Source organism: Streptomyces sp. NPDC086080, from assembly GCF_044540255.1.
Classification (GTDB): domain Bacteria; phylum Actinomycetota; class Actinomycetes; order Streptomycetales; family Streptomycetaceae; genus Streptomyces.
The window spans coordinates 135002-160964 of sequence record NZ_JBITRU010000010.1; the positions used below are offsets into that span (position 1 = coordinate 135002).

Here is a 25963-nt window from a genome sequence, read left to right on the forward strand (position 1 = left end):
CCCTCGTCGCGCCGCCGGACAATTCCCGCGTAAAAGCGACAACTACGAGCAAGCGCGACGAGTTACGGGACAGAGACGGCCCGTCGGCAGATCACCCGAACCGGTGAGGAGCCAACTCCCCACCATTTCTCGGTTCTTGAAGGCTCCCCGCCGCTACTTCTCGACCTCGGCGGCCAGTTTGGCCAGCAGGGCGTCGTAGATCCGGGCGAGGCCCTTGGGCGCGAAGGTCCTCTCGAAGAAGCCGCCGATGCCGCCGGCGCCGTTCCAGACGGTGGTCACGACGACCCGGGAGCGCCCCTCCCCGGCCGGGGTGACGCGCCAGGTGGTGACCATGGAGGAGTTGCGGTCCTTCTCGACCAGCTCTCCGTCGGTCGGCTCGGTGACCTCCAGCAGGCAGTCGCGCACGCGCTTGCTGGTGGCCTGGAGCTTCCAGTGCACGAGGGTGCCCTCGCCGTCACCGCCCTCACGGACCTCGTACTCGCTGTACTGCTCGGGCAGCAGCTTCGCGCGGGTTCCGCTGTAGTCGGCGAGGGCATCGAACACCGTCTCCGCGTCCGCCGCGACGATCCGCTCCGTAGTGGCCTCGACCTGCGCCATCGCTTTCCTCCAGGGCATGGGGTAACGGGGTCGGGGCAAGCCAACCACCCCCGTGCCCGGCCACCCAAATCGGGGTTCCGGTTCTGACCGAACCTGGCCACTCGCACGATCAAGGGAACACTTGTTCTATTCTGTCGGCCAGTGCTCCCGAGGGGGCGACCCGCATGCGTATGTACTTCCAACGATGGCCCCATGAACCGGGAGTGGTTACTCATGGTCAGCGCACCGCAGGCCGACAGGGTCTGGAAGAACATGGCCACGTCGATCGAGGACCGGGACGACCGCGGACCGCGGACCGCCGCACCCCGGGCAGGGGCAGCCGCGTACCGCGCGCTCCTCGAGGGTACGGCCGTCGGCTCGGCGGCCGGCACTCCCCCCAGGCAGTGGCTGCTCCTGCGCAAGCGCACCACCGAGCGACGGTGAGCCGCCTGCCGGAGGCCCCGTCACGCACACGGGCACGCGGGCGTCCCACCCGCGAACCACCCGTTCCCCCCACGTCTCGGGAGCGACGCTCGCCGGCGGGGGCGGAGGCCCGGTCGTACCGGGGCGCGGCGGCATCCGGGCAGGCCGGCGCCGGTCGGCGGTCACTCGCGGACGCCCGCCGCCTCCACCGCCCCACGGCGCAGGAAGAGGCAGACCGGAACGATCGCCGAGATCACCGCGAGCACCGCGCAGGCACCCAGGGCCGCCGCGAGCGTCGCCCACGGGAGCTCGATGGACGTCCGCACCGAGAGCAGGGCCAGCGCGCTCCACATGCCCACCAGGTTGAGGCCGGCGACCAGCGCTCCCAGCAGTCCGCCGACCATGACCGTCATCAGCGCCTCGGCGCCCACCCAGCGCAGCACCTGCCATCCGGTGGCGCCGGCCAGCCGCAGCACGGCAAGCTCGCGGACCCGGTCGGAGGTCGCCATGACCATCGTGTTGGCCAGTGAGACGCCGGTGTAGAGGAGGGCGATCCCGAGGACCAGGAAGAAGCCCGTCCGGGTCGTCCGGCTGCTCTCGGGGTACGTCGCCCGCACCCAGGCGTCCCTGGTGAGCACCTCCCCGCCCGCCGCCCGTACCGCCTGACGCAGACCGGCGGCCACGGCGACCGTGTCGGCACCGTCCGCGAGGTGTACGTCGACCCGGTCGACGGGCGCCCCGGGAGCGTTGCGCGGGGTGACGTAGACGCCGTTGTTGCCGGTGCCGATGGTCATGACCGCGGCGATCTCCAGGGACTTCCTCGTGCCGTCGCCGAGCCACACGTCCACCCGCTCGCCCACGGTGTGCTTCTCCCACTCCTCGTTGACGATGATCGAGTCGTCGTCCAGGTCGGCGACCTTCCCCGCGGCGAGCGGGAGACGGGTCGTTGCCGCGAGCGGTTCCGGCTCGACGGCCCTGGCATCGGACCTGATGAGCGCCACGCCGTCCTCCAGGACGTACACGGCGCTCGACGAGCTCGCGGAGACCTCGGCACCGGGCACGGCCCGAAGCCGCCGCAGCGTCGCCTCGGCGAAGCCGTTGCCTGCCGGAGTGACCACGAAGTCGGCGGCCGTCCGATCGCGCACCTCGGTCGCCTTCGCCTCGTCGAGGGTGGCGGTGGCGCCGAGCAGCGAGCCCGCCAGCGCGACCGTGACCAGCACGGGCGCCGCGACGGCGGCGGTGCGGCGGACCCCGGTGGCGGCGCTCTCCCGCACCAGCATTCCGCCGGCGCCCGGCAGTTGGGCCGGCAGCCAGGTGATCAGCCGGGCCAGTGGCCGCACCAGCACCGGCGCGAGCAGCGCGACCGCGGTGATCAGCAGCATCGGCCGGCTCACATAGGTCTTTCGCTGCAACAGGTCGCCCGGGTTCGTCACCAGGGCCAGGGTCAGTGTCACGGCGGCGGTGACCAGCAGAGCCGCGCCGAACAGCCGACGGCCCCACGTCATCGGCCGGGTGTCGACGGACGCCTCGCGCAGTGCCTCGGTGGGACCGGTGCGCCCGGCCCGCCAGGACGCGGCCAGCACGCCGCACAGGGCCACCGACAGGCCCGTCCAGAACGCCATGTGGTACGGCCAGATGTAGTCGCCGATGATGAACCAGCGGGGCGCGAGGCTCTCGCCGACCGCCCACTCGGCGAGCTTCGGAGCCCCGTAGAAACCCAGCACACAGCCGGCGGCCGAGGCGAGCACACCGACCACGAGTGCCTCGTGGACGACCATGCGGCGGATCTGGCCCGGGGTCGCCCCGGCGGTGCGCAGCAGCCCGAACTCGCGGCGCCGCTGGGCCACCGCGAAGGCGAAGGTCGAGGCCACCACGAACACCGAGACGAACCCGGTGACACCGCCGGCCGTGCCGAACATGGCGTTCATCGCGGTGAGGGCCTCGCTGTCCCGGTCGGGGTCGGCGTCGGCGTACCGGCGCGCGTCCCCGGTGAGGACCTGGACGCCACCGCTGCCGCGCACCGCCTCGCGCACGGCCGTCGCGTCGGCGTCGACCACCAGCTGGAGACTGCGCGGCGACAGTTCGGCGGCGCGGGCGTCGGTGTAGAACACGGCGTTCTCGAAGCCGAGCCCGGCCACGGTGCCGACGACGCGCACCGTGCCGCCGTCGGTCCGCACCCGGGTGCCCGGACGGGCCCAGTCACCGATGACGACGACCTCGTCCGCGGCCTCGGGCGCGCGTCCCGCATCGAGCTCGTACGGCGCGAAGGCCGCGGTGGACCAGGGGTGGCCCACCAGATCGTCGGGCCCGCCCTCGGCCCGCACGGCGAACGACCGGTCCTCGACGACGGTCCCGAGGCCCCGCAGCTTCGCGACCGCGTCGCCGGGCACGGCACGCGGCTGCGCGAGCTTCTGGGCGCGGTCGCCGATCGAGGTGGGCATCTCAAGGGTGTCCTGGCCCTTGACGACGACCGGCGCGGCGGCGAACCGCTCCGGCCCCCGGTCGGGTGCGTCCAGCGAGGACGCCAGGGCCAGCCCCATCACGGCGATCAGCGCCACGCCCAGCGAGAGGGCGACGAAACTGCCGACGAAGGTGACCCAGCGGGTGCGCAGGGTATGCAGGGTGATGCTCAGCACGGCGCCGCCTCGAGCTTGGTGATGCGTGCCGCGATGTCCTCGGCCGAGGCGCCGATCAGCTCGCCGTGGACCCGGCCGTCGGCGAGGAGGACGACGCGGTCGGCGTAGGAGGCGGCGACGGAGTCGTGGGTGACCATGATGATCGTCCGGCCGTCCCGGTCGACCATGCCGCGCAGCAGGGTCAGCACCTCGCGGCCGGTCTGCGAGTCGAGCGCGCCGGTCGGCTCGTCGCCGAACAGCACTTCGGGGCGGGTGATCAGGGCGCGGGCCAGGGCAACCCGCTGCTGCTGGCCGCCGGACATCTCCGTCGGGCGGTGCCGCGCACGGTCGCCGAGTCCGACCTGTTCGAGCACCTCACGCATCTGGGCCTTCTTCGGGCGGCGGCCGGCCAGCCGCAGCGGCAGGGCCACGTTCTGCTCGGCGGTCAGTGAGGGCAGCAGGTTGAACGCCTGGAACACGAAGCCGATGCGCTCGCGGCGCAGCAGGGTCAACGTGGTCTCGCTCAGCGTGGTCAGCTCGGTGTCGCCCACGGTGACCGAGCCGGAGGTGGGCCGGTCCAGGCCCGCGGCGCACTGCAGCAGGGTCGACTTGCCGGACCCGGACGGGCCCATCACGGCGGTGAACGTCCCCCTGGGGAAGGCGAGCGACACCTCGTCGAGGGCGGTGACTGACGTACCGCCCGAGCCGTACCGCCGGGTCACGGAGCGCAATCGGATCGCGTCGTTGGTCATGTTTCCCCCCACCAGCACCTGCTCCTTGGCTCGTTGATGTCTCCACCACATCCCGGAAACCCCTCGCGGCGCAGTACGGCCAGAACGAGACCTGGGGTGGGGCCAGACCTACCCCCGATACGGGCCCCGGACCGATGGCCCCGACCGAGGCGGCCCTTTACGGTCATGCCCATGCACCCTCGGAATGTGTGGCAGGCCATGTCCCGGCCGGGTTTCCTGCTGTCGGCCTGGCCCTGGCGCTCCGCCGCGTATCTGCTCACCGGCGCGGTGACCGGCGCCGTCACTCTGGTGGGGATCGTGACGGTGGCCACGGTCTGCGGTGCGCTCGCCGTCGTCCTGGTGGGGCTGCCGCTGCTCGTCCTGCTCGCTCTCAGCGGGATCCCGGTGGCCGAGGTGGAGCGGCGCAGACTGCGCCTGATCCGCAGCGACCCGGTGTCCGGCCGACACCGGGTGCCGGCCGCGCCGGGACTGCGGGCCTGGCTGACCATCCGGCTTCGCGAGCAGGCGACCTGGCGGGAGCTCGGTTACGCGCTGTTGTTCGCCGGACTGCTGTGGCCGGTCGATGCCCTGGCGGTCACGGTCGCCCTGCTCCTCCCGCTGTCCATGGTCTCCACCCCGCTGCTGATGGCCACGGTCGGCGACGGCCAGGAGGCGAAGGTGCTCAAGCAGTGGACGGTCACCACCTGGCCGACCGCGTTCGGCGTCGCCGTGCTGGGCCTGCTCCTGATGGTCCTGTGCGCTTACGTACTCGGCGTAACGGCGGGCGCCCGCGCCGAGCTTGCCCGGCTGCTGATCGCCTCCCGCGAGGGCGAGCTCGACGCCGAGGTGGTCGAACTGGCGCGCTCCCGCGTCCGGTTGGTCGAGGCCTTCGAGGCCGAGCGGCGCCGTATCGAGCGCGATCTGCACGACGGCGCCCAACAGCGCCTCGTGGCCCTGACGATGGCTCTCGGGCTGGCCCGCCTCGACGCCCCGCCCGGACCGCTCGCCGACCAGCTCACCAAGGCCCACGAGGAGGCGGGCAGGGCGCTCACGGAGCTGCGCGAGCTCATCCACGGCATCCACCCCAAGGTCCTCACGGACTACGGCCTTCAAGCCGCGGTCGCTGACGCCGCCGACCGCTGCGTGGTTCCCGTCGATGTCGACCTCGAACTGCCGGGCCGGCCGACCCGGGCGGTCGAATCCGCCGCGTATTTCGTGGTCTGCGAGGCGCTGGCCAACGTCGCCCGGCACAGCGGGGCCGACCGCGCGCGGATCCGCGGTGGTCATGGCGACGGACGCCTGTTCCTCGAGGTGCGCGACGACGGCCGCGGCGGCGCGGACGCCTCGGCGGGCAGCGGCCTCATCGGTCTCGCGGACCGGGTGTCCGTCCTGGATGGCAGACTTGCCCTGACCAGTCCTCCGGGTGGACCGACTCTGTTGCGTGTGGAGTTTCCTTGCGAGTTGACCAGGGCGGCCGATCACTCCGCGTAGTGCTGGCCGAGGACAGCGTGCTGCTGAGGGAGGGACTCATAGGCCTGCTCAGCCGCTGCGGCCACGAGGTGGTGGCGGCCGTCGGGGACGCGCAGGCACTGGTCTCCGCGGTCGAGCAGCATGCCCCCGACATCGTGGTGACGGACGTGCGCATGCCGCCCGGTTTCCAGGACGAGGGCCTGGATGCGGCAGTGCGGCTGCGCGCGAAGCGCCCCACACTGCCGGTCCTGGTCCTCAGTCAGTACGTGCAACGGACGTACGCCGCGGAGCTCCTGGACTCCGGCGACGGATCGGGTGTCGGCTATCTGCTCAAGGACCGGGTGGGCCAGGTCGAGGAATTCGTGGAAGCGCTGCACAAGGTGGCGGACGGCGGGACGGTGGTCGACCCCGAGGTGGTGCGCCAACTGCTGCGCCGTCGCCGCGACCCGCTGGAGCGGCTCACCCCGCGCGAACGCGAGGTGCTGGCGCTGATCGCCGAAGGCAGGTCCAACGGCGCGATCGCCCAGGAGCTGGTGGTTTCCGAAGCGGCGATCGGCAAGCACATCGGCAACATCCTCACCAAGCTGGACCTGCCCCCGACGGACAAGACACACCGGAGGGTCCTGGCCGTGCTCACTTACCTGCGGGCCTGACCCGGACCTGGCGCACCGTACGGTGTTCATCGGCCTGGCCGGCGCGGCACCATCCGCACCTGGTCACCCGCGACGAGCGGCTGCACGCGGAGGGGGCCTACGCGCCGAGGTGGTACCGGCGCACGAAGCCCGCCGGGTCCACCGGGCGGCCGGCGACCGAGCCGACCCAGCTGACCCTTCTCCGAGCGCGCCGAGGGCATCCGAGGGCATCCGGCGGCCCAATTGGGTCAACAATCGAGGGAACGCGTTCCTGTGGGATCCCAGGTCGGGACGATGCCGCTGGGCCGTGAGCCTCGCGGCCCGCAGCACCTCCGTCCTGGGAGGACCCATGAGAAAACGCGCAGCCGTGCTGTGTGGTGCCGCCGTCGTCCTGGCCGGAAGTGTCACGGCCGTCCCCGCCGAGGCCGGCACACCGCGCGCGGCGGAACCCTTTCACGCCGCGAAGCCCGCGTGGCAGAAGTGCGCCACCGACGACTATCCGACGCTGCAGTGCGCCTCCGTCGACGTGCCGCTCGACCATTCCGATCCCACCGGGCGGACGATCACCCTCGCGCTGTCCCGCGTCCCGCACACCGCGAAGAAGTACCAGGGGCCCCTGCTGGTCAACCCGGGCGGTCCCGGCGGCAGCGGACTGACGCTGGCCGGGTTCGTGGCGGCGTCACTGCCGAAGAAGGTGGCCGCCCAGTACGACGTCATCGGCTTCGACCCGCGCGGGGTCGGCTCGAGCGAGCCGGCGCTGGACTGCGCGCCGGATCACTTCGGGCCGGTGCGCCCCGATCCGGTGCCCACGTCGCCCGAGGTGGAGCGGGCGGGCCTCGAGCGCGCGAAGTCCTTCGCCGAGGCCTGCGGCAGGAAGTACGGGGATCTGCTGCCGCACATCAACACGGGCGCCACGGTGCGCGACATGGAGGTGATCCGGCAGGCGCTCGGCACGAAGAGGATCAACTACTTCGGTTACTCCTACGGCACCTACCTGGGCGCCGTCTACGCCACACTGTTCCCGCAGCGGGTGCGACGGCTGGTCCTGGACTCGGTGGTCGACCCCACCGAGGTCTGGTACGACGCCAATCTGAACCAGAATCACACCTTCAACGCCCGCCACCGGGCCTTCATGGACTGGGTGGCCAAGCACGACTCGACGTACCGTCTCGGCACCGACGCGGAGAAGATCGAGGCCGCGTGGTACGCGATGCGCGCGGGGCTGAAGAAGGAGCCGGCCGGCGGCAAGGTGGGCGCCGCCGAGCTGGAGGACACCTACATCCCGGGCGGCTACTACAACGGCTACTGGCCCTATCTCGCGGAGGCGTTCGCGTCGTACGTGAACGACGAGGACGACGGGCCGCTGATCGAGGCGTACGAGAACTTCGGCGCGAACGACGCCTCGGGCGACAACGGCTACAGCGTCTACACGGCCGTCGAGTGCCGGGACGCCTCCTGGCCCCGTGACTGGGGGCAGTGGCGCAAGGACACCTGGGAGATGTACGAGCGGGCGCCGTTCATGGCCTGGAACAACGCCTGGTACAACGCGCCGTGCGCGTTCTGGCCGACCGAGTCCCTGCGCCCGGAGCGCATCGGCAACAGCGAACTGCCGCCGGCGCTGCTGTTCCAGGCGACGGACGACGCGGCGACCCCGTACCAGGGCGGTGTCTCCGTGCACCGGCTGCTGGCGGGCTCCAGCCTGGTGGTCGAGTCGGGCAGCGGGAATCATGGCATCACCTTGAGCGGGAACGCCTGTCTGGACCGGCATCTGGCGGCCTATCTGGCGGACGGGACCGTGCCGCGCGGAGGCCGTGGCGAGGCCGACGCGGTGTGCGCGGCGCTGCCCGACCCGAAGCCGCTGACGTCCAGGGCCGCCCCGAGCACGGCCCGCGGCTCGACCCTGCACGGCCTGCTCGGCTTCCGGGGCTGAGGCGGCCGGTGCGGCGCGAGTACGTGCCGGGCGTCGCGCGGCAGGCGCCGATCTCATGTGACGGCGCCCGTCAGCGCTTGGCCGACGGGCACCGTATGAGCAGGGTGACGAACCGATGTCAGGCCGTCGGGGCGTACTTCGGGTTGGGGCCGTACTTGTCGCCGGCCTGGCTGCCCTCGGTCGCCAGGAAGACGATGAGGACGATCACGCCGACCAGCGGGATGAGACCGATGAGGATCCACCAGCCCGAGCGGCCCGTGTCGTGCAGGCGGCGGATGGTGACGCCGAGGTTCGGCAGGAAGACGGCAAGGGCGTAGAGCAGGCCGAGGACGTTGGTGCCCAGGGCGACGGCGTCGATGATCGACAGCACGATGCTGATGCCGATGTTGAACAGGAAGAACATCCAGTACTCCTGGCGGCGGGCCCGCCCGGTGAACACGGCGTACTTCTTGATGACGTCCAGGTAGAAGTTCATGGATCCCCCCAGGGATGTACGAAGACTTGAGCGAATGAATCAAGCCAGCGGGGAATCTACGCGCCTTGATCGAGGCAGGTCAACAAGTTGGGTGGCCTGTGCTGATCCGTTATCCGACGACGAATTCACGCCAACATCGACGGTGGGACACGCGCTGTGAACACGCGCTGCGAAGTGGGGGGCGGGACACGTTGGTTGCGGCGTCCGGTGGCAGTTCGTGCCTGCCGCCCCACGGCCTGACGCTCCGTCGGGGGCGGGATGTCGTACCCGTGGTCCATGATGAGCACATGAGCCACCTGACCCGCGTCCCCGCCCCCGACGGCGTCGCGCCCGCCGCCCAGTACACCCATGTGGTGGCGGGCACGGGCCGCTTCGTCGCCGTCTCCGGTCAGCTCGCCCTGGACGAGAAGGGCGACATCGTCGGCGAGGGTGACGCCGGGGCGCAGGCCCGCCAGGTGTTCGACAATCTGCGACGCTGCCTCGCGGCCGCCGGGGCGACCTTCGACGACGTCGTGAAGCTCACCTTCTTCGTGACGGACATGGCACACCTGCCGGCCATCCGCGCGGCCCGCGCCGAGCACATACCGGACGACCGGCTGCCGGCCGCGTCCGCCGTGCAGGTCTCCGGGCTGGTCCGCCCGGAGTTCCTGATGGAGATCGAGGCCCTCGCGGTGACGGCCGTATGAGCGGGTTGCTGCTGCGGTCCATGACCGCCGGTGACTGCGAGGGCGTCGCCGGGATCCGGATCCGCGGGTGGCAGCACGCGTACCGGGGTCTCGTCCCGCAGTCGTACCTCGACGGTCTCGACATCGGGGCGGACGCCGAGCGGCATCGCGCACGCCTGCTGGCGGACGAGCGCAGCGGGGTCGACCTGGTCGCCGAGTCGGAGGGCGGCGACCTCGCGGGATGGGCCGCGTTCGGCCCGTACCGGGACGGCGAGGTACGCACCGGGGACGCCGAGCTGTACGCCCTCTATGTGCCTCCCGAGCGCATCGGCCGGGGCGTGGGACGGACCCTGCTGACCGAGGCGATCCACCGCTGCGCCACCTCCGGCCACCCGCGCATGTACCTGTGGGTCCTCAGGGACAACGTCCGCGCCCGCCGTTTCTACGAGCGCGCGGGGTTCGGCGCGGACGGTACCGAGGAGCCCTTCGAGGTGGGCGGGGTGACGGTGCCCGAGGTCCGGTATGTGAAGGAACTCGCCGGCTGACGGCGGCGCCCGGTGCGGCAGGCGTCACCTTCGCGACGGGCCTCAGCGCTGTCCGGGGATCCGGCCCCGGCCGGCCCCCTGCCGTGGAATCCGGGCCAGGGCGTGCACCGCCGCCTCCGCCAGTGCCGGGTGGGCGAGGGCCTCGTTCAGTACGGGTTCGGCGCGCGGGTCGCCGAGTTCGCCGAGCCCTTCCACGCAGGCGAGCGCGATCCGGCGGTAGGGGTCGTGCGGACGCAGCCTGCGCCGCAGGGTGGTGATCAGGGCCGGTACGGCCTCGGGGGCGCGCAGTCGGGCCAGCAGGCGGACCGGGTGCAGGGCGTAGGCGACACGGAGTTCGTTGGTGGCGAGGGCGGCGGCGGCGCGGGCGGTGCGCGGGTCGCCGAGGCGGGCCAGGGCGTGGGCGGCTGCGGCGCAGCGCGGCGGGTCACGGTGGTTGAGGAGGAGGACGAGCGCCTCGAAGGCCCGCCGGTCCCCGGCCAGTCCCAGCCGGAACGCGGCCAGTTCCCGCGCCCACAGCGGCTGCCCCGGCTCGGTGAGGACATCGGCCAGGATGTCGGGGTCGTCCGCGGCCAGGAGACGGCCGTACGCAGCCGATCCGCCCGACTCCGTCCGTAAGCGCTCCGTGAGCGATCGCAACTCTTCGTCCATGCCCCAGAGATTAGGGGCCGGGCGGGGTACGCGGGACGTACATCACAAACCCGGGGACTGGCGCGCTCGTTACCCACTGGTTAAGCTCAGACGAGCGAGTTACCCACTCGCGACCCTCCTCACGGCGGTCTGGTGACGCGGCCGGCGTGAGTCGCAGTCGGTTCGGTACCCCGTTGTACCGCAGTACGGCTCGGCCCCGGGACAGGGCCGGTCGGATCCACCGCCGTGTTTCGCGGCGGCACCGGGCGTGTGCGCTCGCAGCCCGTTCCACACCCGCATCCCGCACGCCCCTGGTGCGCCCTTCGGCGCACCAGGGCGTGTCTCCCGTCGTCACCCTCATTCCTGGAGTCCCGCGATGGCCACTCCCCTGTCCGACACCCCTCTGTCCCCGCTCCGGACCGTCGCCGTGGTCGGCCTCGGCACGATGGGCACCGGCATCGCCGAGGTCCTGGCCGCGGCCGGCCGCGATGTCGTCGGCATCGACATCAGCGAAGCCCAGGCGGCGAAGTGCGTCGCCGCCCTGGAGGCCTCCACCACCCGCGCCGTGGAGCGCGGACGGCTGACCGAGCGGCAGCGCGCGGACCTCCTCGCCCGCGTCACCACCTCCACCGCTCTCACGGCCGCCGCCGACGCCGATCTGGTGATCGAGGTGGCCCCGGAGTCGTACGGGATCAAGCACCAGATCTTCCGTGAACTCGACGGCATCGTGCGGCCGGAGACCATCCTGGCGACCGGCACCAACGCCCTGTCCGTCACCCGGCTCGCCGCCGACTCCGCCCACCCCGAGCGGGTGCTGGGCATGCACTTCTTCAACCCGGCGCCCGCGATGAAGCTGGTGGAGATCGTCTCCTCGGTGCTGACCGCCCCCGCGGCCGTCACGGCCGTCACCGATCTCGCCCTGGACCTGGGCAAGGAGCCCGTGGCGGTCGGCGACCGGCCCGGATTCGTCGCCGACGGCCTGCTGTTCGGCTACCTCAACCAGGCCGCCGCGATGTACGAGGCCAACTACGCCTCCCGTGAGGACATCGACGCCGCGATGCGCCTGGGCTGCGGACTGCCCATGGGCCCGCTGGCGCTGCTCGACCTGATCGGCATCGACACCGCGCGCACGGTCCTGGAGGCCATGTACGCCGAGTCCCGGGACCGGCTGCACGCGCCGGCCCCGGTGCTCAAGCAGCTCAGCGAGGCGGGCCTGACCGGCCGCAAGGCGGGGCGTGGTTTCTACACGTACGAGGCGCCGGGCAGCGGGACGGTCGTGACCGACGCCCTCACCCCGCGCGAGGACATATTCGCCGCCGAGGGCCGCACGGTGCGTTCGGTGGGTGTCGCGGGCTCGGGCACCATGGCCTCGGGGATCGCCGAGGTGTTCGCCAAGGCGGGCTACGAGGTGGTCCTGGCCGCCCGCAGCGAGGAGAAGGCCCGGAGCGCCAAGGCCCGGATCGGGAAGTCCCTGGCACGCTCGGTGGACAAGGGCCGGATGAGCGCCGAGGCCGCCGCGCAGGCCCTGGAGCGGGTCCGTGCGACGGGCACCTACGACGACTTCGCCGACGTGGATCTCGCGGTCGAGGCGGTGGCCGAGGACCTGGAGGTCAAGCGGCAGCTGTTCGCCACGCTGGACAAGGTCTGCAAGCCGGGCGCCGTGCTCGCCACCACCACCTCCTCCCTCCCGGTCGTCGCCTGCGCCCGTGCCACCTCGCGTCCCGAGGACGTGATCGGCATGCACTTCTTCAACCCCGCGCCGGCCATGAAGCTGGTCGAGGTGGTGCGTACGGTGCTGACGGCCGACGACGTCCACGCCACCGTGCGCGAGGTCTGCGGCACGATCCGCAAGCACGCCGTGGACTGCGGCGACCGGGCCGGGTTCATCGTGAACGCGCTGCTGTTCCCGTACCTGAACAACGCGATCAAGATGGTGCAGGAGCACTACGCCTCCCTGGACGACATCGACGCCGCGATGAAGCTGGGCGGCGGCTACCCGATGGGGCCCTTCGAGCTGCTGGACGTGGTCGGGCTGGATGTCTCGCTCGCCATCGAGAAGGTCCTGCACCGCGAGTTCCGCGACCCGGGGCTGGCCCCGGCGCCGCTGCTGGAGCACCTGGTGGCCGCGGGCTGCCTCGGCCGCAAGACCGGCCGTGGCTTCCGCGAATATGCCAAGCGCTGAGGCGCGCGCCGGCGACCGGTCCGAGGGCGGCGCGGAGTGGGGCGGGCTGCTGGACCCCGACCGGTTCGCTCCGCCCGCCCGCAGCGCCCCTCCCCCGCCCGGAGAGGGCGGGGGAAACCCCTCTCACGCGCATCGAGCTGCGCACATGCAGTACGTTCGGGGCATGTCCCAGCCCGCCAAGTCCGTACGTACGTCAGCCACGACCGAGCCGCCGGAGAGAGCCGCAGGCTCTCGTGCCGCCGCCCAGCGGCTGAAAATGCGCCGGGAACTGGCAGCCGCCGCGATGGAACTGTTCGCGACGAAGGGGTACGAGGCCACCACCGTCGACGAGATCGCGGCCACCGCCGGGGTCGCCCGCCGCACCTTCTTCCGCCACTTCCGCTCCAAGGAAGAGGCGATCTTCCCCGACCACGACGACACCCTGGTGCGCGCCGAGGCGGTGCTCAACGCCGCGCCCGCGCACGAGCATCCGCTGGACACGGTGTGCCGCGGCATCAAAGAGGTCATGAGGATGTACGCGGCGCGGCCGGAGATCTCGGTGGCCCGCTACAAGCTGACGCGCGAGGTGCCCACCCTGCGCGAGGCCGAGATCGCGTCGGTGGCCCGCTACGAGCGGCTCTTCACCCGCTATCTGCTCGGCCACTTCGACGAGCACGCGCAGGACGACGACGCCAACGACGATCCGCTGCTGGCGGAGGTGGCGGCCTCCGCGGTGGTCACCGCGCACAACCATGTGCTGCGGCGCTGGCTCAGGGCGGGCGGCCAGGGCGATGTGGAGGCCCAGCTGGACCACGCCTTCGCGATCGTCCGCAAGACCTTCGGCAGCGGGATCATGGCGGGCCGGCGCACCGCGCCCCCGAGGCCGCCGGCCGCCTCGGCGTCGGCCCACGGTGAGGTCCTGGTGACGGTCGCCCACGTGGACGCGCCGCTGGACGAGGTGATGCGGACCATCGAGCAGGCGCTCAAGGAGCGCTGAACAGCCCGCCGGGGAGCACGCGACGCCCCTCGGCGGACCGCTCCCCGCTGTGATGACGGCCACCCCACCGGGTGGCCGTTTTGCCATGTCAGGGCCCCTTTTCTCACCCGTTTCCGGGGACGTTCGATCGATCATCGCTCATCTGATGGGTAAAGATTTCACCTGAGCTCAAGTTCTGGCACTCCGTGCCTTGCCGGATGACACGGCGTGCCATACGTTGAAGGAGTCCGGGCGAGTCCCGGCGGGCCCACCGCCCGCACGTCCGGACGCCTGCGTCACAGGCACCCTCCCGCGCACACCACGCGCTGCCGAAGCACCACCGCCGAACCGACGGCACCCCCCAACCCTCAGCAGCACACCGACGTAACCCTCAGCGCCCCTCCCTCAGGGCGCTCATCGCCGGAGGCAACACCGTGACCGTCAAGGACATCCTGGCCGCGATCCAGTCGCCCGACTCCACGTCGGAGGACTTCGCCGCCCTGCAGCTTCCCGAGTCGTACCGCGCGATCACCGTGCACAAGGACGAGACGGAGATGTTCGCGGGCCTCGAGACCCGCGACAAGGACCCGCGCAAGTCGCTCCACCTGGACGACGTGCCGCTGCCCGAACTCGGCCCGGGCGAGGCCCTGGTGGCCGTCATGGCCTCCTCGGTCAACTACAACTCGGTGTGGACCTCGATCTTCGAGCCGCTGTCCACCTTCGGCTTCCTGGAGCGCTACGGCCGGCTCAGTGAGCTCACCAAGCGCCACGACCTGCCGTATCACGTCATCGGCTCCGACCTCGCGGGCGTCGTGCTGCGCACCGGCCCCGGCGTCAACGCCTGGCGGCCCGGTGACGAGGTCGTCGCCCACTGTCTCTCCGTCGAGCTGGAGTCCAGCGACGGCCACAACGACACGATGCTCGACCCCGAGCAGCGCATCTGGGGCTTCGAGACCAACTTCGGCGGTCTGGCGGAGATCGCGCTGGTGAAGTCCAACCAGCTGATGCCCAAGCCGGACCACCTCAGCTGGGAGGAGGCCGCCGCCCCGGGTCTGGTCAACTCCACCGCGTACCGGCAACTGGTGTCCCGCAACGGCGCCGGCATGAAGCAGGGCGACAACGTGCTCATCTGGGGCGCGAGCGGCGGACTCGGTTCCTACGCCACCCAGTTCGCGCTGGCCGGCGGCGCCAACCCGATCTGTGTCGTCTCCAGCGACCAGAAGGCGGACATCTGCCGGTCGATGGGCGCCGAGGCGATCATCGACCGCAACGCCGAGGGCTACAAGTTCTGGAAGGACGAGCACACCCAGGACCCGCGCGAGTGGAAGCGGTTCGGCAAGCGCATCCGTGAACTCACCGGCGGCGAGGACGTCGACATCGTCTTCGAGCACCCGGGCCGGGAGACCTTCGGCGCGAGCGTCTATGTGACGAGGAAGGGCGGCACCATCGTCACCTGCGCCTCCACCTCGGGCTACAACCACGAGTACGACAACCGCTACCTGTGGATGTCGCTGAAGAGCATCATCGGCTCGCACTTCGCCAACTACCGCGAGGCCTGGGAGGCCAACCGGCTGGTCGCGAAGGGCAAGATCCACCCGACCCTGTCGAAGGTGTACTCCCTGGAGGACACCGGCCAGGCCGCCCACGACGTGCACCGCAACGCCCACCAGGGCAAGGTCGGTGTGCTGTGCCTGGCGCCCGAGGAGGGCCTGGGCGTGCGCGACCACGTCAAGCGCGCACGGCACATCGACGCCATCAACCGCTTCCGGAACATCTGAGGTCCACATGAGTGAGCGTCAGAAGGACCGGCCGTGGCTCATGCGCACGTACGCCGGTCACTCCACGGCCGAGGCGTCCAACGAGCTGTACCGGCGCAACCTCGCCAAGGGGCAGACGGGACTGTCGGTCGCCTTCGACCTGCCGACCCAGACCGGCTACGACTCCGACCACATCCTCGCCCGCGGCGAGGTCGGACGGGTCGGGGTGCCGGTGGCCCACCTCGGTGACATGCGCCGGCTGTTCCAGGACATCCCCCTGGAGCAGATGAACACCTCGATGACGATCAACGCCACCGCCATGTGGCTGCTGGCGCTGTACCAGGTCGTCGCCGAGGAGCAGGGCGCGGACATCACCCAGCTCCAGGGGACCACCCAGAACGACATCGTCAAGGAGTACCTGTCCCGGGGGACGCACGTCTTCCCGCCGGGCCCGTCGCTCCGCCTGACGACGGACATGATCGCGTACACGGTCTCCCACATCCCGAAGTGGAACCCGATCAACATCTGCAGCTACCACCTGCAGGAGGCCGGGGCCACACCGGTGCAGGAGATCGCGTACGCGATGTCCACCGCCATCGCCGTGCTCGACGCGGTGCGCGACAGCGGCCAGGTGCCGCAGGAGCGCATGGACGACGTGGTCGGCCGCATCTCCTTCTTCGTCAACGCGGGCGTCCGCTTCGTCGAGGAGATGTGCAAGATGCGCGCGTTCGGCCGCATCTGGGACCGGGTCACCCGTGAGCGGTACGGCATCGAGAACCCCAAGCACCGCCGCTTCCGCTACGGCGTGCAGGTCAACTCCCTCGGCCTGACGGAAGCCCAGCCGGAGAACAACGTCCAGCGGATCGTCCTGGAGATGCTGGCCGTCACCCTCTCCAAGGACGCCCGCGCGCGTGCCGTGCAGCTGCCGGCCTGGAACGAGGCGCTGGGCCTGCCCCGCCCCTGGGACCAGCAGTGGTCGCTGCGCATCCAGCAGGTCCTCGCCTACGAGAGCGACCTGCTGGAGTACGACGACATCTTCGAGGGCTCGAAGGTGATCGAGGCGAAGGTGGAGCAGCTGGTCGCGGACTCGTTCGCGGAGATGGAGCGGATCGAGGAGATGGGCGGTGCGATGGCCGCCGTCGAGTCCGGCTACCTCAAGTCCCAGCTGGTCTCCTCGCACGCCGCGCGCCGCGCCCGGATCGAGTCCGGGGACGAGAAGATCATCGGTGTGAACGCCTTCGAGAGCACCGAGCCGAACCCGCTGACGGCCGATCTGGACACCGCGATCCAGACGGTCGACCCCGCGGTGGAGGCCCGGGTCATCGCCTCGCTGCAGAACTGGCGCGACACCCGCTACCAGCCGCCGTTCAACCACCCACGTCCCTGCAAGGCGCTGGAGCGGCTGAAGGAGGCCGCGAAGGGCACCGCCAACCTCATGGAGGCCACCCTGGAGTGCGCCCGCGCCGGTGTCACCACCGGCGAGTGGGCCGGGGCCCTGCGCGAGGTGTTCGGGGAGTTCCGGGCGCCGACCGGTGTCTCCTCCGCCCCGGTGGCGGTCGCCGCCGAGCCCGGCTCCGCCCTGTCGGAGGTCCGCCGCAAGGTGGAACGGACGGCCGGCGACCTCGGTGTGGGCAAGCTGCGCTTCCTGGTCGGCAAGCCGGGCCTGGACGGGCACTCCAACGGTGCCGAGCAGATCGCCGTGCGGGCCCGCGACGCCGGGTTCGAGGTGGTCTACCAGGGCATCCGGCTCACCCCGGAGCAGATCGTGGACGCCGCACTCGCGGAGGACGTGCACGCGGTCGGCCTGTCCATCCTGTCCGGCTCGCACGCGCAGCTCGTGCCGGACGTGCTGGACCGGCTCCGTGTGGCGGGTGCCACGGACATACCGGTGATCGCCGGTGGCATCATCCCCAGCGGTGACGCCGAACAGCTGCGGGCCGCCGGAGTGGCCGCGGTCTTCACCCCGAAGGACTTCGACATCACCGGGATCATCGGCCGCATCGTCGACGAGATCCGCAACGCGAACAAGCTCGACCCCCTGGAGGTCCCCGCATGACCACGCCTGTCAACCGTCTCCGTCCGCGGCGTTCCTGCCTGGCGGTGCCGGGCTCGAACCCGCGCTTCCTGGAGAAGGCCCAGGGCCTCCCCGCGGACCAGGTCTTCCTCGACCTGGAGGACGCCTGCGCGCCGCTCGCCAAGCCCGAGGCGCGGCACACCATCGTGAAGTTCCTCAACGAGGGCGACTGGACCGGCAAGACCCGCGTCGTGCGCGTCAACGACTGGACGACCGAGTGGACGTACCGCGACGTCGTGACGGTGGTGGAGGGCGCAGGACCGAACCTCGACTGCATCATGCTGCCGAAGGTCCAGGACGCCCAGCAGATCGTCGCGCTCGACCTGCTGCTGACGCAGATCGAGAAGACCATGGGCTTCGAGGTCGGCAGGATCGGCATCGAGGCGCAGATCGAGAACGCCCGCGGCCTGAACAACGTCAACGAGATCGCGCAGGCCTCCCCGCGCGTCGAGACGATCATCTTCGGCCCGGCCGACTTCATGGCCTCCATCAACATGAAGTCCCTCGTCGTGGGTGAGCAGCCCCCCGGCTACCCGGCGGACGCCTACCACTACATCCTGATGAAGATCCTGATGGCCGCCCGCGCCAACGACCTCCAGGCGATCGACGGCCCCTACCTGCAGATCCGCAACGTGGACGGCTACCGCGAGGTCGCGCAGCGCGCCGCCGCCCTCGGCTTCGACGGCAAGTGGGTGCTGCACCCCGGCCAGGTCGAGGCGTCCAACGAGATCTTCTCGCCGTCGCAGGAGGACTACGACCACGCCGAGCTGATCCTGGACGCGTACGACTACTACACGTCCGAGGCGGGCGGCAAGAAGGGCTCGGCGATGCTCGGCGACGAGATGATCGACGAGGCCAGCCGGAAGATGGCCCTGGTCATCTCGGGCAAGGGACGCGCCGCCGGCATGCGGCGCACGTCGAAGTTCGAGATCCCGGAGGCCTGAGCGCGATGCAGTTCGGACGCACCTACGAGGAGTTCGAGGTCGGCGCGACGTACAAGCACTGGCCGGGAAAGACGGTCACCGAGTACGACGACCATCTGTTCTGTCTCCTCACGATGAACCACCACCCGCTCCACATGGACACCAACTACGCCGAGAAGACGACGGACTTCGGCAAGAACGTGGTGGTCGGGAACTACATCTACTCCCTGCTGCTCGGCATGTCGGTGCCCGACATCTCCGGCAAGGCGATCGCCAACCTGGAGATCGAGTCGCTGAAGCACGTGGCGCCGACCTTCCACGGCGACACGGTCTACGGCCAGACGACGGTGCTCGACAAGTGGCCGTCGAAGTCGAAGAACGACCGCGGCATCGTGTACGTCGAGACCAAGGGCTACAAGCAGGACGGCACGCTGGTCTGCGTGTTCCGCCGCAAGGTGATGGTGCCCACCGAGACGTACATCAAGGAGCGCGGCGGCGAGCAGCCGGGCCGCCCCGAGCTGAAGGAACAGGGGAAGTAAGCGATGGCCCGTCTCGCCCAGACCGCCGGTCTGACCGACGTCCAGCAGGAGATCCTCTCCACCGTCCGCGACTTCGTGGACAAGGAGATCATCCCGGTCGCGACCGAGCTGGAGCACCGTGACGAGTACCCGCAGGCCATCGTCGACGGCCTGAAGGAACTCGGCCTGTTCGGCCTGATGATTCCCGAGGAGTACGGCGGTCTGGGCGAGTCCCTGCTGACGTACGCCCTCTGCGTCGAGGAGATCGCCCGCGGCTGGATGTCGGTGTCCGGCATCATCAACACCCACTTCATCGTGGCGTACATGCTCAAGCAGCACGGCACGCAGGAACAGAAGGAACACTTCCTGCCCCGCATGGCGGCCGGCGACATCCGCGGCGCCTTCTCGATGTCGGAGCCGGCCCTCGGCTCCGATGTGTCGGCCATCACGTCGAAGGCGGTGAAGGACGGCGAGGAGTACGTCCTGAACGGCCAGAAGATGTGGCTGACGAACGGCGGGACGTCGTCCCTCGTGGCCGTTCTGGTGCGAAGTGACGAGGGTCACCCCGAGGGCACGGCGCCGCACAAATCGATGACGACCTTCCTGGTCGAGAAGGAGCCGGGCTTCGGTGAGGTCCGGCCCGGCCTGACCATCCCCGGCAAGATCGACAAGATGGGCTACAAGGGCGTCGACACGACCGAGCTCATCATGGACGGCCTGCGGATTCCCGCCGACCGGGTGCTCGGCGGGGTCACCGGCCGAGGTTTTTACCAGATGATGGACGGCGTCGAGGTCGGCCGGGTCAACGTGGCGGCCCGTGGTTGCGGCGTCGCCCAGCGTGCCTTCGAGCTCGGCGTCCAGTACGCCCAGCAGCGTCACACGTTCGGCAAGCCGATCGCCCAGCACCAGGCCATCCAGTTCAAGCTGGCCGAGATGGCTACCAAGGTGGAGGCCGCGCATGCCATGATGGTGAACGCAGCGCGCAAAAAGGACTCCGGGGAACGAAACGACCTTGAAGCAGGGATGGCGAAGTACCTCGCCTCCGAATACTGCAAGGAGGTCGTGGAGGACGCCTTCCGGATCCACGGCGGCTACGGCTTCTCCAAGGAGTACGAGATCGAGCGCCTCTACCGGGAGGCACCGATGCTGCTGATCGGTGAAGGCACCGCCGAGATCCAGAAAATGATCATCGGCCGTCGGCTGCTCGAAGAGTATCGATTCCAGGGCTAGATGTCCGGATACGGGGTGTTTTCTTGGAGAAGAGGATCACACCCCGTATGCGCTCTTCGGCCGTCGACTTGGTTGCCTGGCTTACCCAGTTGCGGCCCGGAGCCGCTACGATCGCCGGAAAGCCGCCGTCCCCCGCAGTTGCGCGGCATCATCCGCTACGAAGGTCATCCATGCCCCACAGCCAAACCTCTGCACCTCGCGACAGCCTCGCCGGCGTTCGCCTCGCGCGCGGAGCCTCGCCGTGGCTCCTGCCGACCGTCGCCACCGCAGCTGTCAGCCTGCTCCGCGCCCGCCGCTCGGGCGCCGCCAAGGCCGTCGCCGTCCCCGCCACCGCCCTGGCGGCGGGGATGCTGTGGTTCTTCCGCGACCCCGAGCGCGAGATCGCCCAGGGCCGGGTCATCTCGCCCGCCGACGGTGTGGTGCAGAGCATCATGCCGTGGAAGGACGGACGCACCCGCGTCGCGATCTTCATGAGCCCGCTCAACGTCCACGTGAACCGCGCCCCGCTGGCCGGCACGGTGACGTCTGTCGAGCACATCCCGGGTGGCTTCGTTCCCGCCTTCAACAAGGAGAGCGAGAACAACGAGCGCGTGGTGTGGCACTTCGACACCGAGCTCGGCGACATCGAGATGATCCAGATCGCCGGCGCGGTGGCCCGCCGCATCGTCCCCTACCTGCCCCAGGGCACCAAGGTCGAGCAGGGCGAGCGCATCGGTCTGATCCGCTTCGGCTCACGCGTCGACATCTACCTGCCCGAGGGCGTGGAGGTGGCCGTCGAGGTCGGCCAGAAGACCGTGGCTGGGGTGACTCGCATTGACCGTGATTGATCCCGAAACACAGGCCGGCTGGGTGCCCGAGGCCGACGAGGCGGACGACGAGGAGGAGATGCCCCTCTCGCTCCGCCTGTCGATAGCTGACACCCTCACCCTCGGCAACGCCACCTGCGGCTTCATGGCGGTGTACTTCACCACCACCGGCATCCTGATCCCGCACCTCTCGGGTGACACTTCGGGCATGGCCCGCAACAGCGCGGCCACGGCCGTGATACTCATGCTGTGCGCGGCCGTCTTCGACCTGTTCGACGGCCTCGTCGCCCGCAAGCTGCGGTCGTCGCCGATGGGCGCGGAGCTGGACAACCTCTCCGACCTGATCAGCTTCGGTCTGGCGCCCGCGTACTTCGTGCTCGTGTACGGCATGGTCGCGAGCGACGCGCACGAGCGGGTCGCGGCGGTGGGCGCGATCGTCGTGCTGTTGGCGGTGGTGCTGCGGCTTGCCCGCTTCTCGTGCGTCACCGTGAAGGACGGCACGTTCCAGGGCATGCCCTCGCCGTTCGGAGCCCTCACGGTCGTCTCGATCGTGCTGCTCGAGCTGCCGTTCGAGGCGACGCTGCTGGCGGTCGTGGGTACCGCGTGGCTGATGGTGAGCCGGGTCGAGTACCCGAAGCCGCGGGGCATCCTCGCGGTGGCGGTGCTCACCTGGATCGTGCTCAGCATGGGCCTGCTGGCGGCCTGGGCGTTCGACGCCCCGAGCGGTCAGCTGCTGCTGCAGGCCGGTTGCGCGCTGCAGCTGGTGATGGGCGCGGTGATCCCGCTGTTCGCCACGGCGCGCCGGATGAACACCTTCCGTGACAACCGGCGCGAGAGCCGTGAGGCGCGGGCGGCGCAGCTGCCGTAACGCCGGCTCCTTGTGACGGCCCCGGACCCGTTTGGGTCCGGGGCCGTCTTCTTGACACCCGGCACGGGTGGGGCCCCTGCCGGGGGCTCCGCCCATGCCCACCCACCACCCGACTCGGCCGGCCGGCCGAAGAGGCACCGTCAGACCCACCCACCCACCAGCCCGTCCGGCGATTGAGGACGAGGCCCGTTCAGGGCCGAAGGGGGGTCCGGGGGCGCAGCCCCCGGAGGGGGACGGGAAGGGGCGGCGGGGGCGAAAGAAGCTCAGCTCAGAAAGTCCCGCGCGATCCGCTCCGCCGTCCGCTCCAGGATCGGCCCCGCGTCCGCGACGCACACCGCCACGTCAGGTTCGAGATCCGTCAGCGCGTACGCCCGCCGGATCCCCGCCCGCCCCAGCACCTCCGGCGCCAGCGCGAGGCGTCCGCACACCGCGACCACCTCCTTGCCCGCCGCACGCGCCGCCGCGGCGACCCCCGCCGGGGCCTTCCCGTGCAGCGTCTGCTCGTCCAGGGACCCTTCCCCGGTGATCACGAGATCCGCCCGCTCCAGCGCCGGCGCGAACCCGAGCACCTCCAGCATGACCTCGATACCGGGACGGAACCCCGCGCCCAGCAGCAGCGCGCCGAAGCCGACACCCCCCGCAGCGCCCGCCCCCGGCGATGCCGCGTACTCACGGGCCTTCGGCCCGGCCTCGCCCTCCAGCACCTTCACGAAGTGCGCGAGCGCCGCGTCCAGCGTCTCCACGTCCTCCGGCGAGGCCCCCTTCTGCGGCCCGTACACCGTCGGCGCGCCCTTCGGACCGGTCAGCGGATTGTCGACGTCACTGGCGAGCACGAGTTCGACCGACGACAGCCGCGGGTCCAGCCCGGACAGATCCGCGGACGCCAGCTCGGCGAGCCCGCCTCCCCCGGGCGCCACCGACTCACCCCCGGCCGTCAGCAACCGCGCCCCCAGCGCCGACAGCATCCCCGCACCGCCGTCGGTCGTGGCGCTGCCGCCCACCCCGAACACGACACTGCGCGCCCCCGCGTCCAGCGCGGCCCGCAGCAGTTCCCCCGAGCCGTACGTCGACGCGGTGAGCGGCGCGAGCACCCCCTCCGGCAGCCGCTGCAGTCCGCTGGCCTCCGCCATCTCCACGACGGCCGTGTCACCGCGCAGCGCGTACGCCGCGGTCACCGTGTCCCCGAGAGGACCGGTGACCCGTACCTCCCGCCGCTCGAACCCGGCCGCCACCGCCGCGGCCACGGTGCCGTCGCCGCCGTCGGCCACCGGCAGCGCCTCGACCTCCAGATCCGGTACGACCCGGCGCAGCCCGGCCGTCACCCGCCCGGCGACCTCGACGGCCGTCAGCGACCCCTTGAACTTGTCGGCGGCGACCAGTACCCGCCGCAGCGGTGCCGACCCCGTCGTACGCGGCCCGCTCCCTGCAGAGTCCGTCACGTGCGTTCCCCTCGCTCTCCGGGCCTCGCGCGCGTGGCGAGGCCAGCCGGCGCCGCTGTGACCCTAACCGGCGGGCACCGACCCCGCCACGCCCTGCCCACCCCGTGGAACGGCGCGGCCCGGCCCGGAATCGGGTAGACCGGTGCCATGACCGCGACGACCGCTGTGGGCACGGAGTCAGGACTCGCCGACCGCATCCTCGGAGGCTGGCTGGGCCGGATCGCGGGCAACATGCTCGGCAAGCCGGTCGAACAGGGCGAGGTGTGGACCCGGGAACGCATCGACCGCTACCTGAGGCGGACGGACGCCCTCCCCCTCACCGACTACCTTCCCGGGCCGCCGACCGAGAGCGAGGCGCGCGACCTGCGCCCCGAATGGCGGTACTGCGTGCGCGGCCGCGTCCACGGCAGCTGCCGCGACGACGACGTCGACTACGCGATCCTCGGCCTGGACCTGCTGGAGACCCACGGCTTCGCCTTCAGCACCGAACAGGTGGGCGACCTGTGGCTGCTGCGGCTGCCGTATCTGCAGACCTTCACGGCGGAACGGGCGGCCTACCGCAACCTCGCGGGCGGGCTCCGGCCCCCGCTCACGGCGACCCACGAGAACCCGTACCAGGAGTGGATCGGCGCCCTCATCCGTGCCGACATCCACGGTTGGACCTCCCCCGGCGCCCCGCGCCGCGCCGCCTCCCTGGCCCGCAGGGACGCGGTGCTGTCCCACACCGGGAACGGCGTGTACGGCGCGATGTGGGCGGCGGCCCTGATCTCGGCCGCGTTCACCGCGCCCACCGTGCGGCACGCGGTCGACGAGGCGCTGGCGGTGATCCCCGCGAGCAGCCGCCTCGCCCGGACCGTGCGCCGGGTGGCCTCCCTGCACGAGTCCGGGCTGGCCTGGGAGGACACGCTCACCACGCTCGCCGGGGAGACCGCCGGCCTCGGCTGGATCCACACGGTCCCGAACGCGGCCGTGCTCACGGCGGGCCTGCTGTACGGCGACGGCGACTTCACCCGCACCATCGCCCTGACGGTGCGCGGTGGCCTGGACACCGACTCCAACGGGGCGACGGCGGGCTCGGTGGCCGGTGTGCTGTGCGGCGCCCCGGCGATCCCGGACCAGTGGACCACCCCCTTGCGGGACACCGTCCGCAGCGCCGTCTTCGGCTTCGACGGGGCTCGGATCAGCGAACTGGCGGAGCGCACACTGCGACTGGCGCTCACCTCGCGCTGATCACCCGCGCCGGGTCAGACGAGGGCGGCGACCAGCAGGGTGAAGGCGGCGACGATGACGGCGACACGGACGTAGTGGAAGCGGTCCCAGCGGTTCATCTGCTGCTTCCAGTCGGCGGGCCGGTTGTCGGGGGTCCATGTCTTGCCCCGGTTGTTGATCGGGACGAGCAGCAGAAGAGACATGATCACGCTGAGCACCAGCAGCGCGCCGCCGGTGACGACGACGCCGGCGCCGTCGTGGTGTCGTCCGGCGACGGCCCAGACCGCGACGAGGGCGAGCGAGCCGACGTACCAGACCGGCATCACGGCGCCGAGCATCCGGCCTCCGTGGGCGCGGCCGAGTTGGCCACTGTCCTCGGGGAGGGCGTTGAGGATCGGGTTGACGACGAAGGCGACGGAGAACTCCACCCCCACCATCACGCCGACGACCACGGTGGTGAACACCTCGAGTGCGCTGAGCATGATGACCCCTGTCGACATCTAGTGCTGCTAGCTGACGAAGCAACGCTAGCCCTGCCGCCGCTCGATTGTCTAGCGATGCTAGGATCGGATCATGTCGGTACAGGAACGCAAGCAGCGCGAACGGGCGGAACGCGAACGCCTCATCGTGGCGACAGCCCGCGAACTCGCCGAACAGCAGGGCTGGGACGCGGTCACCACCCGCCGGCTCGCCGAGCGCATCGAATACAGCCAGCCCGTCCTCTACAGCCACTTCCGCGGCAAGCGCGAGATCATCGGCGCCGTGGCCCTCAGCGGCGCCGCCGAGATGGCCACGGCGCTGCGGGCCGCGACCTCCGCCGCGGACGGCCCGCGTGCCCGGGTCATCGCCCTCGCCCGCGCCTACCTCGCATTCGCCGCACACAACCCGGCTGTCTACGACGCCATGTTCCGGCTCGACGGCGGCCTGGCCTTCGCGCGGGAGGACACCCCGGATCCCCTGAAGGACGCCTTCGCCGCCCTGCTGGAGAGCCTCGGCGAGGTCGCCGGCGACGGCGTCCACCCGGGACGGTTCACCGAGGTGTTCTGGGCCGCCCTGCACGGGCTGGCCACCCTGACCCGCGCGGGACGGCTGCCCCCGGAGGACACCGAGCGGAGGGTGGAACTGCTGGTGGACCGTCTCTCCGTGCTCTGACCCACCGTCCCGTCGGGCGCGGCGGGGCCCTGGCGCGTCCGCCCCCTGAAGGGGCGGAATGCCCGTACCCCCGGCGCGTGCGCCGCCCCGTGCCGATCATGGGACGGCGTGTGCTGTGGTGCGCCCTGCGAGCCGGTCGCCGTTCCCGGGAGGAGGCACCG

24 protein-coding genes are annotated in these 25963 nt (G+C 71.0%); 17 read left to right on the forward strand and 7 right to left on the reverse strand.

Translation table 11 applies throughout. The annotated features are described in order from the left end of the window. Positions 1 to 153: 153 nt before the first annotated feature. Positions 154 to 597 (reverse strand): SRPBCC family protein, encoded by a 444-nt coding sequence (locus ACIF9R_RS15230; RefSeq protein WP_399979380.1) that lies wholly within the window; start codon positions 595 to 597, stop codon positions 154 to 156. Between the two features lie 213 nt (positions 598 to 810). On the opposite strand from ACIF9R_RS15230, the gene ACIF9R_RS15235 reads away from it, so the two are divergent. Continuing rightward, positions 811 to 1020: a hypothetical protein gene (locus ACIF9R_RS15235; protein ID WP_399979383.1), complete on the forward strand. Its 210-nt coding sequence runs from the start codon at positions 811 to 813 to the stop codon at positions 1018 to 1020. A gap of 161 nt (positions 1021 to 1181) precedes the next feature. On the opposite strand, the gene ACIF9R_RS15240 is transcribed toward ACIF9R_RS15235, so the two are convergent. Then, positions 1182 to 3635 (reverse strand): FtsX-like permease family protein, encoded by a 2454-nt coding sequence (locus ACIF9R_RS15240; protein WP_399979385.1) that lies wholly within the window; start codon positions 3633 to 3635, stop codon positions 1182 to 1184. Further along, the gene (locus ACIF9R_RS15245; protein ID WP_399979577.1) at positions 3629 to 4366 is read right to left on the reverse strand and encodes an ABC transporter ATP-binding protein; all 738 of its coding nucleotides are present in this window, start codon (positions 4364 to 4366) and stop codon (positions 3629 to 3631) included. Before ACIF9R_RS15245 ends, ACIF9R_RS15240 begins: the two co-directional genes overlap by 7 nt. A gap of 198 nt (positions 4367 to 4564) precedes the next feature. Between ACIF9R_RS15245 and ACIF9R_RS15250 the strand changes: the two genes are divergently transcribed. The 3 genes from ACIF9R_RS15250 (at position 4565) to ACIF9R_RS15260 (ending at position 8377) form a co-directional block, all read left to right on the forward strand. Next, on the forward strand, positions 4565 to 5836 hold the full coding sequence (locus ACIF9R_RS15250; RefSeq protein ID WP_399979579.1) for a sensor histidine kinase: 1272 nt from the start codon (positions 4565 to 4567) through the stop codon (positions 5834 to 5836). Further along, positions 5836 to 6468, forward strand: a complete 633-nt coding sequence (locus tag ACIF9R_RS15255) for a response regulator (protein ID WP_399979582.1) — start codon at positions 5836 to 5838, stop codon at positions 6466 to 6468. Before ACIF9R_RS15250 ends, ACIF9R_RS15255 begins: the two co-directional genes overlap by 1 nt. A gap of 328 nt (positions 6469 to 6796) precedes the next feature. Then, entirely contained in the window at positions 6797 to 8377 is a 1581-nt protein-coding gene (locus ACIF9R_RS15260; protein WP_399979387.1) for an alpha/beta hydrolase, read from the forward strand. 118 nt (positions 8378 to 8495) lie between these two features. On the opposite strand, the gene ACIF9R_RS15265 is transcribed toward ACIF9R_RS15260, so the two are convergent. Further along, positions 8496 to 8852 (reverse strand): DUF805 domain-containing protein, encoded by a 357-nt coding sequence (locus tag ACIF9R_RS15265; RefSeq protein ID WP_399979390.1) that lies wholly within the window; start codon positions 8850 to 8852, stop codon positions 8496 to 8498. 287 nt (positions 8853 to 9139) lie between these two features. Between ACIF9R_RS15265 and ACIF9R_RS15270 the strand changes: the two genes are divergently transcribed. Both ACIF9R_RS15270 and ACIF9R_RS15275 read left to right on the forward strand, forming a co-directional pair. Next, the gene (locus ACIF9R_RS15270) at positions 9140 to 9538 is read left to right on the forward strand and encodes a RidA family protein (protein WP_399979393.1); all 399 of its coding nucleotides are present in this window, start codon (positions 9140 to 9142) and stop codon (positions 9536 to 9538) included. Beyond that, positions 9535 to 10062 carry a GNAT family N-acetyltransferase gene (locus tag ACIF9R_RS15275; RefSeq protein WP_399979395.1) on the forward strand — a complete coding sequence of 176 codons (528 nt, stop codon included), beginning with the start codon at positions 9535 to 9537 and terminating at the stop codon, positions 10060 to 10062. The genes ACIF9R_RS15270 and ACIF9R_RS15275 overlap by 4 nt, the downstream gene beginning before the upstream one ends. Before the next feature lie 42 nt (positions 10063 to 10104). Here the strand turns inward: ACIF9R_RS15275 and ACIF9R_RS15280 are convergent, their stop codons facing one another. After that, positions 10105 to 10710: an adenylosuccinate lyase gene (locus ACIF9R_RS15280; protein ID WP_399979397.1), complete on the reverse strand. Its 606-nt coding sequence runs from the start codon at positions 10708 to 10710 to the stop codon at positions 10105 to 10107. 355 nt (positions 10711 to 11065) lie between these two features. Here ACIF9R_RS15280 and ACIF9R_RS15285 point away from each other — a divergent pair, with 355 nt between their 5' ends. The 9 genes from ACIF9R_RS15285 (at position 11066) to pssA (ending at position 22002) form a co-directional block, all read left to right on the forward strand. Then, on the forward strand, positions 11066 to 12871 hold the full coding sequence (locus ACIF9R_RS15285; protein ID WP_399979400.1) for a 3-hydroxyacyl-CoA dehydrogenase family protein: 1806 nt from the start codon (positions 11066 to 11068) through the stop codon (positions 12869 to 12871). A 163-nt stretch (positions 12872 to 13034) separates the two neighbouring features. Further along, positions 13035 to 13847 carry a TetR family transcriptional regulator gene (locus tag ACIF9R_RS15290; RefSeq protein WP_399979403.1) on the forward strand — a complete coding sequence of 271 codons (813 nt, stop codon included), beginning with the start codon at positions 13035 to 13037 and terminating at the stop codon, positions 13845 to 13847. 413 nt (positions 13848 to 14260) lie between these two features. After that, positions 14261 to 15604 carry a crotonyl-CoA carboxylase/reductase gene (ccrA, locus tag ACIF9R_RS15295; RefSeq protein ID WP_399979407.1) on the forward strand — a complete coding sequence of 448 codons (1344 nt, stop codon included), beginning with the start codon at positions 14261 to 14263 and terminating at the stop codon, positions 15602 to 15604. A gap of 7 nt (positions 15605 to 15611) precedes the next feature. Further along, positions 15612 to 17639 carry a protein meaA gene (locus tag ACIF9R_RS15300; protein WP_399979410.1) on the forward strand — a complete coding sequence of 676 codons (2028 nt, stop codon included), beginning with the start codon at positions 15612 to 15614 and terminating at the stop codon, positions 17637 to 17639. Further along, positions 17636 to 18601: an HpcH/HpaI aldolase/citrate lyase family protein gene (locus ACIF9R_RS15305; RefSeq protein WP_399979413.1), complete on the forward strand. Its 966-nt coding sequence runs from the start codon at positions 17636 to 17638 to the stop codon at positions 18599 to 18601. Before ACIF9R_RS15300 ends, ACIF9R_RS15305 begins: the two co-directional genes overlap by 4 nt. A gap of 5 nt (positions 18602 to 18606) precedes the next feature. Continuing rightward, a complete protein-coding gene (locus tag ACIF9R_RS15310) occupies positions 18607 to 19119 on the forward strand; it encodes a MaoC family dehydratase (RefSeq protein ID WP_123972516.1) in 513 nt (170 codons plus the stop codon). A 3-nt stretch (positions 19120 to 19122) separates the two neighbouring features. Continuing rightward, entirely contained in the window at positions 19123 to 20328 is a 1206-nt protein-coding gene (locus ACIF9R_RS15315; protein WP_399979416.1) for an acyl-CoA dehydrogenase family protein, read from the forward strand. Between the two features lie 170 nt (positions 20329 to 20498). Further along, the gene (locus ACIF9R_RS15320) at positions 20499 to 21155 is read left to right on the forward strand and encodes a phosphatidylserine decarboxylase (protein ID WP_399979419.1); all 657 of its coding nucleotides are present in this window, start codon (positions 20499 to 20501) and stop codon (positions 21153 to 21155) included. 22 nt (positions 21156 to 21177) lie between these two features. Then, entirely contained in the window at positions 21178 to 22002 is an 825-nt protein-coding gene (gene pssA, locus ACIF9R_RS15325) for a CDP-diacylglycerol--serine O-phosphatidyltransferase (protein ID WP_399979584.1), read from the forward strand. Positions 22003 to 22265: 263 nt separating this feature from the next. Here pssA and ACIF9R_RS15330 read toward each other — a convergent pair whose 3' ends face one another. Further along, the gene (locus tag ACIF9R_RS15330; RefSeq protein ID WP_399979422.1) at positions 22266 to 23441 is read right to left on the reverse strand and encodes a glycerate kinase; all 1176 of its coding nucleotides are present in this window, start codon (positions 23439 to 23441) and stop codon (positions 22266 to 22268) included. 147 nt (positions 23442 to 23588) lie between these two features. Here ACIF9R_RS15330 and ACIF9R_RS15335 point away from each other — a divergent pair, with 147 nt between their 5' ends. Continuing rightward, the gene (locus tag ACIF9R_RS15335) at positions 23589 to 24671 is read left to right on the forward strand and encodes an ADP-ribosylglycohydrolase family protein (RefSeq protein WP_399979424.1); all 1083 of its coding nucleotides are present in this window, start codon (positions 23589 to 23591) and stop codon (positions 24669 to 24671) included. Between the two features lie 14 nt (positions 24672 to 24685). On the opposite strand, the gene ACIF9R_RS15340 is transcribed toward ACIF9R_RS15335, so the two are convergent. Next, on the reverse strand, positions 24686 to 25132 hold the full coding sequence (locus tag ACIF9R_RS15340; protein ID WP_399979587.1) for an anthrone oxygenase family protein: 447 nt from the start codon (positions 25130 to 25132) through the stop codon (positions 24686 to 24688). A 91-nt stretch (positions 25133 to 25223) separates the two neighbouring features. On the opposite strand from ACIF9R_RS15340, the gene ACIF9R_RS15345 reads away from it, so the two are divergent. Further along, positions 25224 to 25802, forward strand: a complete 579-nt coding sequence (locus ACIF9R_RS15345) for a TetR/AcrR family transcriptional regulator (protein WP_399979427.1) — start codon at positions 25224 to 25226, stop codon at positions 25800 to 25802. Positions 25803 to 25963: the final 161 nt, after the last annotated feature.